The organism is Hoeflea sp. EC-HK425 (genome assembly GCF_902498795.1).
Lineage (GTDB): Bacteria > Pseudomonadota > Alphaproteobacteria > Rhizobiales > Rhizobiaceae > Hoeflea > Hoeflea alexandrii.
Genome location: NZ_LR701572.1, coordinates 1,985,128 through 2,002,833 on the forward strand (window position 1 = coordinate 1,985,128; position 17,706 = coordinate 2,002,833).

General features: G+C 61.5%; 12 protein-coding genes. 8 read left to right on the plus strand and 4 right to left on the minus strand.

Going from position 1 to position 17,706, the window contains the following annotated elements:
• Position 1 precedes the first annotated feature (1 nt).
• The 3 genes from SPHINGO391_RS12370 to SPHINGO391_RS12380 are packed head-to-tail and all read left to right on the plus strand — an operon-like array spanning position 2 to position 2,462.
• Positions 2 to 1,180, plus strand: a complete 1,179-nt coding sequence (locus SPHINGO391_RS12370) for a GTP-binding protein (protein WP_152009112.1) — start codon at positions 2 to 4, stop codon at positions 1,178 to 1,180.
• Positions 1,177 to 2,166: a GTP-binding protein gene (locus SPHINGO391_RS12375; protein ID WP_152009113.1), complete on the plus strand. Its 990-nt coding sequence runs from the start codon at positions 1,177 to 1,179 to the stop codon at positions 2,164 to 2,166. The genes SPHINGO391_RS12370 and SPHINGO391_RS12375 overlap by 4 nt, the downstream gene beginning before the upstream one ends.
• Positions 2,163 to 2,462, plus strand: a complete 300-nt coding sequence (locus SPHINGO391_RS12380; protein WP_152009114.1) for a nitrate reductase — start codon at positions 2,163 to 2,165, stop codon at positions 2,460 to 2,462. The genes SPHINGO391_RS12375 and SPHINGO391_RS12380 overlap by 4 nt, the downstream gene beginning before the upstream one ends.
• 71 nt (positions 2,463 to 2,533) lie before the next feature.
• Here the strand turns inward: SPHINGO391_RS12380 and SPHINGO391_RS12385 are convergent, their stop codons facing one another.
• Positions 2,534 to 4,042 (minus strand): fused MFS/spermidine synthase, encoded by a 1,509-nt coding sequence (locus SPHINGO391_RS12385; protein ID WP_244615177.1) that lies wholly within the window; start codon positions 4,040 to 4,042, stop codon positions 2,534 to 2,536.
• A gap of 174 nt (positions 4,043 to 4,216) precedes the next feature.
• Between SPHINGO391_RS12385 and SPHINGO391_RS12390 the strand changes: the two genes are divergently transcribed.
• The 4 genes from SPHINGO391_RS12390 (at position 4,217) to SPHINGO391_RS12405 (ending at position 8,259) form a co-directional block, all read left to right on the plus strand.
• Positions 4,217 to 6,100, plus strand: coding sequence for a heavy metal translocating P-type ATPase (locus SPHINGO391_RS12390; RefSeq protein ID WP_152009116.1), 1,884 nt, complete (start codon positions 4,217 to 4,219; stop codon positions 6,098 to 6,100).
• Positions 6,101 to 6,276: 176 nt separating this feature from the next.
• Complete coding sequence (locus tag SPHINGO391_RS12395) at positions 6,277 to 7,041, plus strand: NAD kinase (RefSeq protein WP_152009117.1); 765 nt, start codon at positions 6,277 to 6,279, stop codon at positions 7,039 to 7,041.
• A gap of 25 nt (positions 7,042 to 7,066) precedes the next feature.
• Positions 7,067 to 7,546: a hypothetical protein gene (locus tag SPHINGO391_RS12400; protein WP_152009118.1), complete on the plus strand. Its 480-nt coding sequence runs from the start codon at positions 7,067 to 7,069 to the stop codon at positions 7,544 to 7,546.
• Between the two features lie 92 nt (positions 7,547 to 7,638).
• Positions 7,639 to 8,259, plus strand: a complete 621-nt coding sequence (locus SPHINGO391_RS12405; protein ID WP_152009119.1) for a LysE family transporter — start codon at positions 7,639 to 7,641, stop codon at positions 8,257 to 8,259.
• A 50-nt stretch (positions 8,260 to 8,309) separates the two neighbouring features.
• Here the strand turns inward: SPHINGO391_RS12405 and prfB are convergent.
• The 3 genes from prfB to SPHINGO391_RS12420 all read right to left on the minus strand — a co-directional run bounded on the left by prfB (position 8,310) and on the right by SPHINGO391_RS12420 (position 13,579).
• A protein-coding gene (gene prfB / locus SPHINGO391_RS12410) for a peptide chain release factor 2 (RefSeq protein ID WP_152009120.1) occupies positions 8,310 to 9,438 on the minus strand; the annotation gives its coding sequence in 2 pieces (ribosomal slippage) (positions 8,310 to 9,368 and positions 9,370 to 9,438; 1,128 coding nt in all).
• Between the two features lie 111 nt (positions 9,439 to 9,549).
• Entirely contained in the window at positions 9,550 to 12,000 is a 2,451-nt protein-coding gene (locus SPHINGO391_RS12415; protein WP_152009121.1) for a penicillin-binding protein 1A, read from the minus strand.
• A 304-nt stretch (positions 12,001 to 12,304) separates the two neighbouring features.
• Positions 12,305 to 13,579, minus strand: a complete 1,275-nt coding sequence (locus SPHINGO391_RS12420) for an N-acetylmuramoyl-L-alanine amidase (RefSeq protein WP_193217272.1) — start codon at positions 13,577 to 13,579, stop codon at positions 12,305 to 12,307.
• Between the two features lie 807 nt (positions 13,580 to 14,386).
• Between SPHINGO391_RS12420 and SPHINGO391_RS12425 the strand changes: the two genes are divergently transcribed.
• Complete coding sequence (locus tag SPHINGO391_RS12425) at positions 14,387 to 17,353, plus strand: ribonuclease E/G (protein ID WP_152009123.1); 2,967 nt, start codon at positions 14,387 to 14,389, stop codon at positions 17,351 to 17,353.
• The last annotated feature ends 353 nt before the right edge of the window (positions 17,354 to 17,706 follow it).

Here is a 17,706-nt window from a genome sequence, read left to right on the forward strand (position 1 = left end):
CATGGCCCTGCCCGAGCGGATACCGGTGTTTTTCCTGAGCGGATTTCTCGGCTCGGGCAAGTCGACGCTGCTCAACCAGGTGCTGGCTGATCCGTCTTTTGAAGATACCGCGGTCATCATCAACGAGTTCGGCGATGTCGCCATCGATCACCTGCTGGTGCGCCAGGGCGAAACCACCATCAGCCAGACCTCTACCGGCTGCCTGTGCTGCTCAGGCACCACCGACATCAGGGCGACACTGTTCGACCTGCATTGCGCAGCGTCCGCTGGACTTGCGCCGGCCTTTTCCCGGGTGATTGTCGAGATGAGCGGACTGGGCGACCCTGCTCCCTTGGTCAATGCGCTCATGGCCAAGGATAGCGACACCCAAACATTGCGTGACCGGACGGTCGACAGCGAGTTTTATTTGGCGGGTTTCGTTACGTTATATGATATCATACTGGGTGAGCTCAGCATCGAGCGGCACTTCGAGGCGATGAAGCAGATCGCCTTTGCCGACCGTATTGTTCTGACCAAGACTGATCTGGCAAAGGATCCCGCGACCCTCTCGGACATCGCTGCCCTGCCGCAGGACCTTCGCGTGTTCAACGCGACCGCCGAAATTGTCGACCGTCGGGAAGCAGACCCTGCCAGCCTGTTTGCGCCCCGCCCCTACTCGGTCATCGAGCGCGGAGAGGAGGTTTCCGGTTGGCTAGCGCTGGAAGCAGTTCTCGCGGCGGAGACGCGCCATGTGCATGCTTCAAACGAGCGCCAGCGACCAGCACGGCATGGCTCAGGCATCCGAAGCTTCAGCATCGTTCACGATACGCCCATGGATGAAGCCCGGCTCTCCCGGTTCCTGTCGTTGCTGCAGCAGTCCGCCGGACAGCATCTGCTGCGGGTCAAGGGCATCGTCGGCCTTGAGGACGAACCCGAATGCCCCCGGATCATCCACGGCGTACAGCATTGCATGTCCGACCCTGTGCGGCTGGAAGCATGGCCGGATGGCGACCGCCGAACCCGCATGGTGTTCATCACGTCAGGCATCGACCCCGAGCCGGTTCGCGACCTGTTTTCGGCCGTGATCGCCGGGACGCCATCCCCATTCGGCCGGCTCCTGAGCCCCATCAGCGCCACCCTCGCGGCGCTGTCTTCCCGGCTTTCTTCCTATCTCACCACTCTTTCGCGGAGATCCTCATGAACGCCATCAATACAATTCCTGTCACGGTCCTCACCGGCTATCTCGGCTCAGGAAAGACAACGCTCCTCAATCGCATTCTGACCGAAGATCACGGCAAGCGCTATGCGGTGATCGTCAACGAATTCGGGGACGTCGGAATCGACAATGATCTTGTCGTCGACGCAGACGAGGAAGTCTTCGAAATGAACAATGGTTGCATTTGCTGCACCGTGCGCGGCGACCTGATCCGCATCATCGACAGCCTTCTGAAACGCCGGAACCGTTTCGACGCGATCCTTGTCGAGACGACCGGACTCGCCGATCCCGCCCCGGTGGCGCAAACGTTCTTTGTCGATGAAGACGTGCGATCAAAGACGACGCTCGATGCCATCGTAACCGTCGTGGACGCCAGGCATCTCCTGGGCGAAATCGAGAAGGCGCACGAGGCTCAGGAACAGTTGGCGTTCGCCGACATCATCCTGATCAACAAGATCGACCTTGTCAGCGAACAGGAACTGGCCAAGGTCGAGGCGCGAATCCGCAGGATCAATCCGACCGCCGTCCTCAGCCGCAGCGAACGCTGCCAGGTACCGCTCGATCAGGTGATCGGCCGCAACGCCTTCGACCTCGACAGGGTGCTGGAACTTGAACCCGATTTCCTCGAGCATTTCCACGATCATGAGCATGATGATCACGTCACAAGTTTCTCGCTCACAAGCAACGAGCCGCTCTTGCCGGAGCGGTTCTTTCCCTGGATTCAGTCCGTGGCCCAGCACTTTGGCATCGACATGCTGCGCATGAAGGGGATCATCGCCTTCGAAGCAGATGACGACCGTTATGTCATGCAGGGTGTTCACATGCTGCTGGAAGGCAATCACCAGCGACCATGGAAGCCCGAAGAGGCACGTCTGACCCGGATAGTGTTCATAGGCCGGGACCTGCCGCGCGACATCATCGAGAACGGTTTCAGAAAGTGCATTGCGGGCGAGGAAGGACGCCTTGGATGAAGAGCTTCGTCAACCCGCTTGCTCCCAGGACCAACCGGCTTCAGGTGAAATCGACCGAGATAAGGGCCTGGGTCCGCCACTTGCTGGATCTGCCAGACGGCACGCCGGTCAGCGTCGTTGAACTTGCCTGCCGGGACGAAGGCTGTCCCGACATCGAAACCGTGATCGGCATCATGGAGGCCAACAAGCCGATCCGGACAATTCGGGTTCATGTGGCCTTGGCAGAGGTGACGCGCAACGCAATTGCCGAGGCCGTCCATGGAGACTCTCAGCCCCGCCTCGATAGCGCGCGGTGATCCAGATCCGCGGAAGCCTCTTCAATGGAGGCTTCCACTTCAACGCAATCAAATGACTGTCCGCAACAGTCTCAGAAACTGCCGCCCAGCAGCCGGTCTATCGGGGCGAAATCGTCGGTCAGGATTGCCGGAGAGCTTTGGGCGATAAGTTGGTCGGTGAAACTGTCGGCCATGGCGGCAAAGCGTGTTGGTTCGGGTGCCTCTGCAACGACGGAGGAGAACGCCGTGGGCCTGTCTGCCGCGACCAGAACGAAGACCCTCTGCTCGCCCGGGGCTGGCCGGGTTTGCTCGGTCCAGATCTCGACGCTCGGAAACACCGAACGCAAGGTCGCGGCAATGGCGCTCAGAGCGTGAAGACGTTCGGGAAAATCAACCACATTCATCAGAAAGACGCCGTCGTCGGCCAGACGCGAGCGGACCAGCTGAAAGAACTCCTGGGTGATCAGGTGCGATGGCACGGCAATGTCGCCGAATGCGTCACCGACGATGACGTCGTAACGCGCACCGGCCCTCTTCTGCAGGGCGACACGGGCATCCTCGTCGACAATCATCATGTGTTCCGGCTCCAGCCAGAAATTCTCGATGGCAGAGCGTGTGACTTGCGGATCGATCTCGGCCACGGTGATCGGGCCTGTCTTGCGGTCAGCCCACGCACGCGGCACCGAATAGGTGCCTCCACCTATGAAAAAGGCAGAGAACGGCCCCGGCTCCAGCCGACCCCGGGCAATCGCATCAAACATGGCCGTAAACTCGGAAAACATCGTGCGTGGGAGGTCACGGGCGCTGGTGCCGTGGGACAGGTGATCGAGCACCAATCGCCGCACCGGGGACTCATGGTCGGCGGAGACGTCGAGCACACGGATGCAGAAATACTGGCTTTCCGTGGTGCAGCTCGACACCCGCGTGAGCGATAGCCCGGCGAGCACGATTGCCAGCGCCGCAACGGCCAGCGCTGCCGCCCCCTGCCGGACCGGACGGGCGAGCGCGAACAGGATGGCGGACGCGCAGAGATAGATGACGGTGACGATGGCAAGCGTCAGCGCTGTGCCGAGCCACGGAATGAAGACGAACCCGGCAAGCAGGGTTCCGGCAATCGCACCGACCGCGCCGGACGCGAACATGGCGCCCAGCGATCGGCCGGATTGGGACTGTTCTTTCATGACGGCAATCTGCGCCAGAACGGGCGCCGGAACGCCGGCAAACAGCGATGGCAGAAAGAACACGCCGCAGGTGAGCGTGACAATGGCCCAGACCGGGTGCTCGACCGCGGCCAGCACCGGCCCGCCGATCACCCGAAGCAGCAACAGCGCGCCCGCGGTTGACACTGCTGCCGCCAGCATCACCCATCCGGTCAGAGAGAGGGCCTGCCGGGCCGGACGTTCGGCAATATGGCCGCCCCACCAGTGACCGATGGAAAATCCGGCGAGCACCACCGCGATAATCGAGGTCCAGGTGTAAAGCGACATGCCGACATAGGGCGCCAGCATCCTGCCGGCGACGATTTCAACGACCAGACTGACGCCGGAAACCGCAGCCTGCAGCGCAACAAGCAGCCAAAGTGGCACTTGCGTATGTGACATCGACATCCATCCCGCTCCCGAACCCATCAATGATGGCATCATTAGCCTGCCGACATGACATGACAAGCCATGGAAGACTTGCTCACATTGATCTCGAGCAATGCCGTATGACATTGGCTGGTCTAATACTTGGTTTAGGCGACCATCAGGCCACACAGGGACAGCGCAGCTCAGATGAAAGAATTTCTTCACGACCGTTTCAAGGTCGCGCTTCTGGTGATCGCGCTTGCCGGCCTGGTTGGCGGAATTGCGTTGAGCCTGTCCGGCCTGACACAGGCGGCCGATCTGGTCTGGACGGCCGGTGTCCTGCCGGTGCTGGCAGGATTGATCATCGAAATCGTAAGAAGCCTGAGAAAGGGCGAGGTCGGCCTCGACATCGTTGCAGCGCTGTCGATGTCTGCGGCCCTGGTTTTCAACGAAACCCTGGCCGCGGCGGTGGTTGCACTGATGTATTCGGGCGGCACGTTCCTCGAGAGTTTCGCCGAAGGGCGCGCGCGGCGGGAGATGCATAACCTGTTGTCGCGGGTTCCACGCACCGCATCTCGGCGACGCGACGGCACGCTTGAAGAGGTGCCGCTCGACGATATCCGGCCGGGCGACCTGTTGCTGATCCGGCAAGGGGACGTGGCTCCGGTGGACGGAACCGTGGCAAGTGACCGGGCAATGCTGGACCAGTCCGCGCTTACCGGGGAATCGCTGCCGGTCCGGCTCGACCGCGGCGCAGAGGTGATGAGCGGAGCGACCAATGCCGGCGAGGCGTTCGACCTGAAGGCAACGCGCCCGGCCCGCGACAGCACCTATGCCGGCATCGTCCGGCTGGTCGAAGCGGCGCAGAAGTCGAAAGCACCGATGGCGCGGATGGCCGACCGCTATTCCCTGGTGTTTCTCGCCGTCACCGTGGCGATTGCCGCCGCTGCCTGGTGGGCAACCGGCGATCCGATCCGGGCGGTTGCGGTCCTGGTGGTGGCCACGCCCTGCCCGCTGATCCTGGCGGTGCCGGTGGCGCTGGTGGCGGGACTGTCCCGGGCCGCCCATTTCGGCGTTCTGATCAAGGGCGCGAAACCGCTCGAAGCACTGGCGCGCATCAAGACGCTGGTGCTCGACAAGACCGGCACCTTGACGGATGGCCGCCCGGTGATCGTGTCCATCGAAAGTTATGGCGAACTATGTCAGGCCGAAATACTCCAATTGGCCGCGGCGCTGGACCAGGCGTCCAAACATCCCATCGCCCAGGCGCTCGTGGCCGAAGCACGGGCGCGTGGAGAAAAACTGCCATTCCCCGAAAATCTAGTGGAAACACCGGGCGAAGGCATTACCGGCACAATCGACGGGCGAAGCGTCGCGGTCGGGGGGGCCGGATTCATTGGCGCACGGCTCGGGCTGCCGCTTAACAGGAAAACCGTCGCCGACACCGGTGAAGTCATGGTGGTTCTTGCCGTGGACGGCGAGGCAGCAGGGCACGTGGTCATGGCCGATACCCTGCGCAAAGGTACGACCGACATGCTGGCCGGTCTGCGCAGCCGGGGGATCAAGCGCATCCTGCTTGCCACCGGCGATCGCCGTGCGGTCGCCGAGGCCATAACCGAAGGTCTCGGGCTCGATGCGGTCCGGGCGGACCTGACGCCTGACCAGAAAGTCCTGCTGGTCTTGAGCGAACGCAAGAAGGGCCCAGTGATGATGGTCGGCGACGGGGTCAATGACGCGCCGGCGCTGGCGGCGGCCGATATCGGGGTGGCCATGGGTGCCAGGGGCGCGGCCGCTTCCGCGGAAGCTGCCGACGTGGTGCTGCTGGTCGATCACCTCGACCGGTTGCTGTCGGGCCTGGAAGTGGCCCAGAGGGCGCAGCGAATCGCGTTTGAAAGCGTCGCCGTGGGTATCAGCCTGTCAGTGGCGGGCATGATCGCCGCCGCCTTCGGTTATCTGACTCCGGTCGAAGGGGCATTGCTGCAGGAAGTGATCGATGTCGCTGTCATTCTGAATGCGCTTCGGGCCCTGCGCATCCAGCCTGCGTGGACCGGCAGGACCGTTTCGCAGCAAACGCCGGCAGCTGCCGTTTAGCACCGCGAACAAGCCGGCTTTTTGACAATCGGAAAACAGCCAGAAGGCCAAGGCATTCTTTTCTGCCACGGCAGTTTCGAACCTGCACAGCATTTCATACCCCTCATGCCGCGTGCCCTTGCATCCTGACGGTCCAATCGCCATTGTCTGCCGAGGCGTTGGAGTAAGCTCATCACATGACTTGGAAATTCAGTTTCATTGCCTCATCGGCGCCGGACGCCCAGGCAGCCGCGGTCCATCTCGCGGCGCTCTACGGCAACACGCGTCCTCAGGAGGCAGACATCATCGTGGCGCTGGGCGGCGACGGCTTCATGCTGCAGACGCTGCACGAACAGATGAACAGCGGCCGGGCGGTTTATGGCATGAACCGGGGGTCGGTCGGATTCCTGATGAACGATTACTCGGACGAGGACCTGCCGGGGCGGATCGCGGCCGCGGTGGAGAACATCATCCGCCCGCTCGAAATGACCGCCAGGGATGCACATGGCGCGACCCACACGGCGCTCGCCATCAACGAGGTCTCGCTGCTCAGGCAGAGCTATCAGGCAGCCAAGCTGAAACTGTCGATCGACGGTCAGATGCGGATGGAGGAACTCATCTGCGACGGGCTGATGGTGGCGACGCCAGCGGGGTCGACGGCCTACAATCTGTCCGCCCACGGTCCGATCCTGCCGCTCGACGCCCAATTGCTTGCGCTGACACCGGTAAGTCCATTCCGTCCGCGGCGCTGGCGTGGCGCGCTGCTGCCCAACAAGGTGAAGGTGACCATCGACGTGCTCGAACCGGAAAAACGACCGGTGAACGCGGTGGCAGATCACATCGAGGTCAAATCCGTGACCCAGGTGCAGGTGGCGGAATCGAAGGAATCGACGACCCGCATCCTCACCGATTCAAGCCATTCCTGGAACGACCGCATATTGGCCGAACAATTCCTTTACTGACCCCGTAAAACAGGAGGTTGTGCTGATGATCCGAACCCTGTCGAAAGTTCTGCTCTTGCTGGTCTGGCTCGTGCCCGCCACTTCGCTGACCGCATCCGCCCAAGAGCCAAACGGGTTGGCGGCAACATTGTCTCCCCGTATCCTGTTCGTCACCAGCGGCGGCTACTGGGAAAAGACCGGCGAAGAGGCCGGGTCGCAACAGCGCGGCTATTACCGGCTGATCGCCGTTCGTGGTGAAGACAACCGTTCGCTGGTGGAGCTTCAGCACATCGCGCTGACGCCGGACGGGCCGCAGCTTATGGAAAGCTCCGCCATTGAAGAGATCAACAGCCTTGGTGCCTATGTGACCGATATCAGGCCGGAGGATTCGACCGGAGCTGCCGCGCAACAGGGCTTTGGCGCCTATATCTATCTCAAGACCGCACCCAATGTGGTCGAACCGGAGACCTGGGCCCTGTATGTCGACCAGTTTGGCGACGTTCAGGTGGAACAGTCGAGCAACTGATGCCGTGATACATTGCCGGCACGCCGGCGAGTCTTTGCCGATGTCGGGACAGAGCCTTCGGCCTTCTCACTGCCGCACCACATGAGGACAAGATGGAGCACATCGAGAGTTATCTGACCATTGCTGCGGCGTTCTTCATTGTCACCGTATCCCCCGGCCCAGCAAATCTGGCACTGGCAACGGTGGCAATGCATTCAGGCCGCAGGGCCGGTTTGTTCTTCGGGCTCGGTCTGTCGGCCGGGCTGGCCTTCTGGGGCTTCGTGGCGGCAACCGGACTCGGGGTCGTCGTGCAGGGCACCACCATGCTGCTGACGCTTCTGAAATTGTGTGGCGGCGCCTATCTTGTCTGGCTGGCAATCCAGTCGGGTCGGTCCGCGGCGCGGAGAGAGGAAGACGCCATCGTCAGCTCGCAAAAGGGCGGATGGTTCTGGCGCGGCCTTGTGCTCAACCTGTCGAACCCGAAAGCCGTGGTTGCATGGATGGCTGCGCTGTCGATGGGACTTGGACAGGAGACAGATGCCCAGGCCGTGGCCACCGCCACCCTTATCTGTGCAGTGCTCGGGTTTGTAAACTACGCAGGATATGCCCTGACCTTCTCGCTGCCCGGCTTCATGGCCGGGTACCGAAAGTCGAGACGGTGGATCGATGGTATCGCCGCAGGCCTGTTCGCGCTGGCGGGCTTCAGCCTGATCCGCTCGGCGTTGACGCGGTGAAGCCGCATCCTGCGGTTCTCACTGGTGCGGGAAGAACCGCTCCACCGTGATCAGTCGATGTCAGCGACGTCTTCACCGCCACCGTAGACACGCTGGGCGAGCGCGGCTTCCATGAATTCGTCGAGATCACCGTCGAGCACGCCCTGCGGATTGGTGCTTTCGGTTCCGGTGCGCAGGTCCTTGACCAGCTGATAGGGCTGAAGAACGTAGGAACGGATCTGGTGGCCCCAGCCGATCTCGGTCTTCGATGCGGCTTCTGCGTTGGCCGCTTCCTCGCGCTTTTTCAGCTCGGCTTCGTAGATCCTGGCACGCAGCATGTCCCATGCCTTGGCGCGGTTCTTGTGCTGCGAGCGTTCCTGCTGGCACTGGACCACGATGCCGGTCGGATTGTGGGTGATGCGGACCGCGGAATCAGTGGTGTTGACGTGCTGTCCACCGGCGCCTGAAGCGCGGTAGGTGTCAATGCGGCAGTCGCTCTCATTGATGTCGACATCAATCGAATCGTCGATCACCGGGTAGGTCCAAATGCTCGAGAACGAGGTATGCCGGCGGGCCTGGCTGTCATAGGGCGAAATCCGCACCAGGCGGTGAACGCCCGATTCGGTCTTCAGCCAGCCGTAGGCGTTGTGGCCCTTGACCAGCAGCGTCGCGGACTTGATGCCGGCTTCCTCGCCATCATGGATTTCCATCAGCTCGACCTTCATGCCGTGCTGCTCGGCCCAGCGGGTGTACATGCGCAGAAGCATGTTGGCCCAGTCCTGGCTTTCGGTGCCGCCGGCGCCGGAGTGGACTTCCAGATAAGTGTCGTTGCTGTCGGCTTCGCCCGACAGCAACGATTCGATCTGCTGGCGTGTGACTTCGGTTCTGAGCTCCTTGAGCGCCGCCTCGGCCTCGGAGACGATGTCCGCATCGCCCTCCTCCTCGCCCATCTCGATGAGCTCGAGATTGTCGGAGAGCTGGGATTCGAGCCGCTTCAGTCCATTTATCGAATCGTCGAGATGCTGCCGCTCGCGCATCAGCTTCTGTGCTTCCTGAGCATCATCCCAGATTGACGGATCTTCAGCCTTGGCGTTCAGCCATTCGAGACGTTTTTGAGCAGGTTCCCAGTCAAAGATGCCTCCTCAGCAGGCTTATGGCCTGCTTGATTTCGTCGACAACGACCTGGGTTTCTGCACGCATTGTTCTCTTGTTCCATGCTGGTGTGTGGCAAGCATTCTTACCGAAGCGGGCGGACCATAAGGTCCGCTCCGCGCGATGTAAAGGCGTCAAAGGTGACGATTGTCCGGAGCGTCAGTAGAGCCCGCCAACGCCGTTGACCACGGCCTGGTTGGCCTGCGGCGATATGGTTGTAATGGCGTCGCCGGTGGCAAACTCCTCAAGGCCAATGACCGAGTAGACATCGGAAGGACCGGTGCCGGGCTTGAATGCTTCCATGATCACATCGCCCTCGCCTTCAAAGGCCTGCATGCCGGTCTTGCGGTTGATGGCGATCAGCTTCATGCCCTGGGGAACACGGAAATCCGCGGGTCTGGTGCCTTCGAGCGCGCCCTGCATGAACTCGTTGAAGACCGGGGCCGCGAGCGCGCCGCCGGTGGAACCGCGGCCCATCGGCGTCGGATTGTCAAAGCCGATGAAGACGCCCGCCACCAGGTCGGCGGTGTAGCCCATGAACCAGGCGTCCTTTTCCTCGTTGGTGGTGCCGGTCTTGCCGGCTGTCGGACGATCGAGATTGATCTTGCTGGCAGCAGTTCCGCGGGTGACGACGCCTTCCATCATCGAGGTGATCTGGTAGGCGGTCATCGGGTCGAGTACCTGCTCGCGGGTGTCGACAACCTCCGGCTCCTCCTGGGCAAGCCAGGCGGTTGCAATGCAGGCGTCGCAACTGCGTTCCTCATGCTTGAAGATGGTCTTGCCGTAACGGTCCTGGATACGGTCGATCAGCGAAGGCTTGATCTGCTTGCCGCCATTGGCGAGCACCGAATAGGCCGAGGCCATGCGCATCACAGTGGTTTCGCCGGAGCCGAGCGACATCGCAAGAACCGGAAGCATGTCGTCATAGACACCGAACCTCTCGGCATATTCGGCCACCAGGTTCATGCCCATGTCCTGGGCGAGCCGCACGGTCATGAGGTTACGCGACCGCTCGATGCCGAGCCTGAGCGTTGATGGGCCGGCGGAGCCGCCGCCATAGTTCTTGGGCTTCCAAAGCTCGCCACCGGAAACGATTTCGATCGGCGCATCGAGAACCACGGAGGCAGGCGTGTAGCCATTGTCGAGAGCGGCAGCATAGACAAACGGCTTGAAGGCCGAACCGGGCTGGCGCTGAGCCTGGGTGGCGCGGTTGAACTCCGATTGGGCGAAGGAGAACCCCCCGACCATGGCCAGAACACGGCCCGTATGCGGATCCATGGCAACCAGCGCGCCCTGAACCTGCGGCGGCTGCCTCAGGCGCAGAACCTGCGCACCATCCTGCTCGAGCTGCTGGACGTAGACCACGTCGCCGGGATTGAGGACATCGGCAGCAGACTTGACGTTGCTGGCCTTCTCACCCGGCAGGTTGAGACGGAACGCCCATTTCATGTTGTCCGCAAGGATCGTACCGGTGACCCGCTCATCCTCGACCTTGCCGGACACCTCGCGCCCGGGCCGCAGCCCAACCTCAACGGTATCGGCCGACGCGGACAGGACGACCGCGAGCTGCCATTCGGGCACATCGCGCAACGGATCCACTTCGGCAAGAGGAACGCCCCAGTCGCCGGAAATGTCGATGCGTTCGACCGGGCCGCGGAAACCACGGCGCTCGTCATAGCTGATGAGCCCCTTCTGCAGCGCCTTGCGGGCGATCGCCTGCAGCCTCGGATCAAGCGTCGTCCTGACCGAGAGCCCGCCTTCGTAAAGCGCGTCGTTGCCGTAGCGGCCGATCAATTCACGCCGGACTTCCTCGGCAAAGTACTCCGAGGCGAACAGGTAGGACCCAGTCTTGCGCGGTGTCACGCCCAGCGGCTGCGCCTTCGCGTCGGCGCCATCGTCAGCGCGTACATAGCCATTCTCGATCATGCGGTCGATGACCCAGTTGCGCCGTTCGACAGCACGCTCGGTATGGCGGAAGGGGTGATAGTTGTTGGGTGCTTTCGGCAGGGCTGCAAGATAGGCCGTTTCGGCGATGGTCAGTTCGTTGACCGACTTGTTGAAATAGGTCAGCGCAGCCCCGGCGATACCGTAGGAGTTAAGGCCAAAGAAGATCTCGTTGAGGTAAAGCTCGAGAATCCGGTCCTTCGAATAGGCCTGTTCGATGCGGAAGGAGAGAATGGCTTCCTTGATCTTGCGCTCGTAGGTCTGGTCGGATGACAACAGGAAGTTCTTGGCTACCTGCTGCGTGATGGTGGACGCTCCCTGGCGACCGCCGGTCCGGATGTTGTTGACGACGGCACGGGCGAGACCGGCCGGATCAACGCCGGGGTGATGATAGAAATTCTTGTCTTCGGCCGAAAGGAACGCAGCCTTGACCCGGTCCGGGATGGCCTGGATCGGAAGGAACAGGCGCCGCTCGCGGGCATATTCGGCCATCAGCTCGCCCGAGGAGGCATGCACGCGCGTCGTCACCGGCGGTTCGTAGCTGTTGAGAACCTCATAGTCCGGAAGATCCTTGGACACATCTCCGATGTACCAGGCAATCCCGGCTGCAACGATCAGAAACAGCACGGTCCCAATCCCGAAGAAATATCCAATCAGTCGTATCATCAGCCAGCTACCGTTTGCTTCTCGTGTTGACCCACCCGGCTGACGCCGAGGCCGGGACCCAACAAATCATCTGCCCGGTTAGCCCGGACAATGTGAATAAAATAGGGCGCCTCGGCATTTCCCCTATCCTGCCTGCCTCGGGCCGGACGTCGCAACGCGCCGTGTCTGACCCCGCGCACCGCCTCAGGGCGTCTCGAAACGCGGAGCCCACGCACCGCGCATCGAACCGCGCCAACAAGAGACGCTGACCCCATGCCGCAGCAACCATCCTGCCTGCCGGAATCACTCTCTGCTTTATCGGCCATCATTGCCTGCCCGCCAAGATCATTTCGCGGTAATTCTGCACCGATTGAGCAAGCAGTTGCGCGGTGCTTTCCCGCCATTTTTCGTCATTGAGCAGCTTTTCGTCCTCAGGGTTGGACAAATAGCCCATCTCTACGAGCACGGACGGCACATCCGGCGCCTGGAGCACACGGAACCCGGCGTGGCGTAACGGGTTCTTGATGAGCTTGACCTGACCTTCGAAGGAATCGATCACCTGGCGCGCCAGTCCGGTGGAAAACACGCGGGTTTCGGTACGTGCGAGATCAACGAGAATTGCCGCGATGTCATCAGACGCATTCTCAAGGCTTGCGCCGACGATCGCATCCTCCCGGTTTTCCTGATCGGCAAGCGACTGGGCCAGCGCATCCGATGCCTTGTCCGACAGTGTATAGACCGTGGCCCCGCGCAGCGACCTGACCGAAATCGAATCGGCATGAAGCGACATGAGAAGATCGGCGGACTCATCGCGAGCCCGCCGCACCCGAGCCGAAAGCGACAGGAAGCTGTCATCGGTCCGGGTCATGGCGACGCGAATGCCGTCCTGCGCCTCCAGCGCCGATTTCAGAGATTCGGCGAAAGCCAGCGTGATGTTCTTTTCCATCGAACCGGCCGGGCCTTCCGCACCTCCGTCGATGCCGCCATGGCCAGCATCGATCACGATGGTCAGTGTGTCGCCGGGTATTTCCGCCGCCTGTCCCTGTCCACCATCCTCGCCGGCTTCATTCCACTTCGATGCCGAGACCTCCTGCGAGAAGGCTTCCGCCTCAAGCGTGGTGATGTCGAATACCATGCGGTGAATGGCGCCGGAGATTTCCTCGGAGGTCTCGACCAATTGCATGCTGACCGGCCCGGCAAATTCGAACACCATCCGTGCACTGCCCTTGCCCGCGTTTCCATAGCGAACCGAGGACACGAGCCCGCGTGGCTGAAGCGATTCTTCGTCGAAAGCGAAGACCGTCTCCGGCAGATCGATGACCGCCCGGTAGGGATTTTCCAGATAATGCAGGCTGAACTCGGGCTCACGTTCGAAATCGAGCACCAGGCGCACACGGCTGTCATCGCCCGCCAGCCGCGCGGCGACAGCGACGAATCTCGTTTCCGACGCAGTGTCGGGCATGGCTCGTGATGGGGAAACAAACGGGAGAGCAGCCACCGCCAGCACGAGCGCCAGCACCAGCGGCAATGCATGCCGCGCAGACGGAAGGCTTTCGCCGCCGCCTCGCAGAAACCGCCCCGTTCTGGCAAATCTTTGCATTCGTCTGCTTCCAGCTTCCCTTGGACGCCGTTCAAGGCCGCCCGCAGCCCCGTTCCTAGACACAAACAGCGTCAAGACAATGGCACGTTTGGCCTTGCATATCCGGATCCAGCATGACGCATCGAGGTTAACCATTCGTTCACCATGATTGCGCAGCCCGCCCCTTACGTTGAGTGGCGCTACGTCAATTTGCAGAATTGCTCAACCAGGTTCGCATATGTTTTTCAGTTGCCAGATCGCAACTCAGCCCATAAAAGCTTTCTTAGGGTAAGTATATTGACGGGATAGAACTGTCACCCTTCCGGCCGCCGCCTGCAACAGGCCTAGGGCGCCAGGAGTGCGGATCGTCCGTCGTCCAATAACAAACCTTCCCCGGAGCGGCCAGCTCACAGTTTCCACGTCGGGAACCAAATCTGACTGCTCCTGCCAGGCAATATGGCCGTAATGCGCAGAGGCTAGTCAGTCTCCCTCAGCACCAAGGCCACGACAGTGATCAAACCCGGCAGGCAAGGACTCCTGCCACAACCTTAGCGGCCCCGTTGCCGCGTGCCCTTCTGGGCTTTCATCGGTCCGCAAGGACTACACGCAAATGAATTTTCGGCCGGCTTTTATGGTGCAAATGCGGATTTCCCCAAGTGTTGACAGGCCCCGGGCAAAGAATGCTCCGGTTACAGCCATGTTGACCAATGCCCCATGCCGAGTACCGGAATATCTTTCATCCGGCGTACTATCGACAGGCCATCCCCTGCCCCGGTTTTCGGGAGAGCGGAGTCTCATGTCGAGCGCGCGCCGAGGAGCTACTACTCAATGGCAGAAAAAATGCTTATCGACGCCTCCCATCCCGAGGAGACCCGCGTCGTTGTCGTTCGTGGAAACCGCATAGAGGAATTCGATTTCGAATCGGAGCACAAGAAACAGCTCCGCGGAAACATCTACCTGGCAAAGGTCACACGCGTGGAGCCGTCGCTCCAGGCCGCTTTTGTCGACTATGGTGGGAATCGCCACGGCTTCCTCGCGTTTTCGGAAATCCACCCCGACTACTACCAGATCCCGCTGGCCGATCGTCAGGCGCTGCTTCAGGCGGAAGCCGAAGACGCCGAAAACGATCCGGACTTCGAAAGTGCCGACGAAGCCGACACAGGCCCGGCCAAATCCAGATCGAAATCAAAGTCCAAATCCGAAGCTAAAACCGCCGAGGACGAGGAAGGCAGCGAAGACGGCAAGAGCACGAAATCCAGGCCACGCCGCAGCCGCCGCGGCAAGAAGACTGCAGATCCGGCCAAGGCCTCGGACGATGCTGCCGCAGATGATGCAGAGGCGACGTCAAACGAAGGTAGCGTCGACGGAGCCGGCGCGATTTCCGCCGATGAGCTTGCAGCCGCCGCAGAGGCCAACGAGGCTGAAGCAACGGCTGAGACCAACCCCGGCAAGGATGACGACGACAAGCCGACCGAGATGGCAGCGGACGTCGAAGCCGACGAGATCTCCGAGCCGGTTTCGCGCCGCAAGCGCAAGGGCAATGATGACGACGACGCTTCCAGCGACGACGAATCGGTCGAATCGGTCGGCTCCGAAGATGCCATGGAAGAGGTTCCGACACGCTCGCAGCGCAAGCCGCGCAAACAGTACCGCATCCAGGAAGTGATCAAGCGCCGCCAGATCCTGCTGGTGCAGGTGGTCAAGGAAGAACGCGGCAACAAGGGCGCTGCCCTGACGACTTACCTGTCGCTGGCCGGTCGCTATTCCGTGCTGATGCCGAACACCGCCCGCGGTGGTGGCATTTCGCGCAAGATCACCAATCTGCCCGACCGCAAGCGGCTCAAGGAAATCGCACGTGAGCTCGAAGTGCCGAAGGGCATGGGCGTCATCCTGCGTACCGCCGGTGCCAACCGCACCAAGGTCGAAGTCAAGCGTGACTTCGAATATCTGATGCGGCTGTGGGAGAACGTTCGCAACCTGACGCTCAAATCAACGGCGCCGAGCCTCGTCTACGAGGAAGGCAGCCTGATCAAGCGTTCGATCCGTGACCTTTACAACAAGGACATCTCCGAAATCGTGGTTTCGGGCGAGGAAGGCTATCGCGAAGCGAAAGACTTCATGAAGATGCTGATGCCGAGTCACGCGAAAGTGGTTCAGCCCTATCGCGACCTGCACCCGATCTTCGCGCGTTCGGGCATCGAAGCCCAGCTCGACCGGATGCTGCAGCCACAGGTGACGCTCAAATCTGGTGGCTACATCATCATCAACCAGACCGAGGCTCTGGTTGCCATCGACGTCAACTCGGGCCGCTCGACCCGCGAACACTCGATCGAGGACACGGCACTGCAGACCAATCTGGAAGCCGCCGAGGAAGTGGCCCGCCAGCTCCGCCTGCGCGACCTTGCCGGACTGATCGTCATCGACTTCATCGACATGGAAGAAAACCGCAACAACCGCGCGGTTGAAAAGCGGATGAAGGATTGCCTGAAGAACGACCGTGCCCGCATTCAGGTGGGCCGGATCTCGCATTTCGGCCTTCTGGAGATGTCGCGGCAGCGGATCAGGGCCTCGGTTCTGGAAAGCACCATGCAGATCTGCCCGACCTGCGGCGGCAACGGCCATATCCGGTCGCAATCGTCGGTCGCACTGCACGTGCTGCGCGGTGTCGAGGAGCATCTGCTCAAGAACACCACCCACGACATCATCGTGCGCACCACGGCCGACACCGCACTCTACATGCTCAACCACAAGCGTGACACGGTTGTCGATCTGGAGAAACGCTTCGGCGTCTCGATCAGCTTCTCGGCCGACGAAACGGTGGGGGCAAACCACTTTACCATCGAACGTGGTGCAGCGGTGGAATCACCGGTCAATATCGACCACATCACCATCAATTCGCCGGCCTATCCGGAAGATGATGACGACCTGGACATTGTCGAGGAAGTCGAAGACGAAGCCAGCGAAACCGAAGACACATCGGAAGCCCGCAGCGACGACCGGGGCGAACGCGAGGACGGCCAGGGCAAGAAGCGGCGCCGGCGCCGCCGTCGCGGTGGCCGCAAGTCGGACGGAGAGAATGGCCAGGGCGACGGTCAGTCAGCCTCCGCGGACGATGGCTCCGACCAGGACGAGGCCAGCGACGAGAGCTCTTCGGACGGCGACACCGCGGAAGCCACTTCGGACGGCGATGGCGACGACCAGCGCCGCGGCAAGCGCCGCCGCAGGGGCAAACGCGGTGGCCGCCGCAACCGCGAGGAAGACGGTAACGGTTCGGCGGAAGCCGCTGACGAGACCTCGTCTGCGGAAGACGTGACCGCATCATCCGACACCATGTCCGATGAGAACGAAGTCCGTACCGACACCGCCGAGACCGAAGCCGTCAGTGAAGACGCGCCGGTAGCAGAAGCGGCACCGGCCGAAGCTGCTGATGCATCTGCGGACGAAAAGCCCGCGAAGCCGGCTCGCAAGAAGCGCCGGACCAAGGCACAGATCGCCGCTGACAAGGCTGCGGAGGAAGAGGCCGCGGCAGCTGCTGCGACTTCAGAGCCTGCCACCCAGACCGATGCCGAAACCGGTGGAGACGAACCGGCGGCTGCGGCCGAAACGGCTGTCGCGGCATCGGAGACGGACGCCGGGGAGAGCGATGAGACGCGTGAGGAAACACCGGCCGAACGCCGCGCCCGCACCGATCTCGCAGCGATCGCGACCGCACCGGTTGTCACCTCCTCCTCCCCTGATGCGGAGGAGAAGAAGCCGAAGAAGGCTGGCTGGTGGCAGAAGCGCGGCTTCTTCTGAGCCAGGGATCCAGAGAACCAGAAAGCCGGCGTTCAGCGCCGGCTTTTTTGGTTGAGGGAACAAGCTGGCGTGCTCTGAGAGCCAATCAATATCTTAATTCAATCTATTAGAATATAATAACAATATATTGTAATCACTTGTTTATTCGACCTAGATTGGTTGGCGATGCTTGTAGCGTTTGGCCAGCCGGGGTTCCTTGCTACACAGCGCCAGCCACGCCTACTTGGCTGCCGGCAAGCCGGCAGAGCCCACGCGGAGGCACAAGCCTCTCCACGCAGACATAACGGAAAACCCGGAATGTCTGAATGATGTCAGAAACACGGGCTCTTTGGAGGTGGAGGTCAAGCACCATC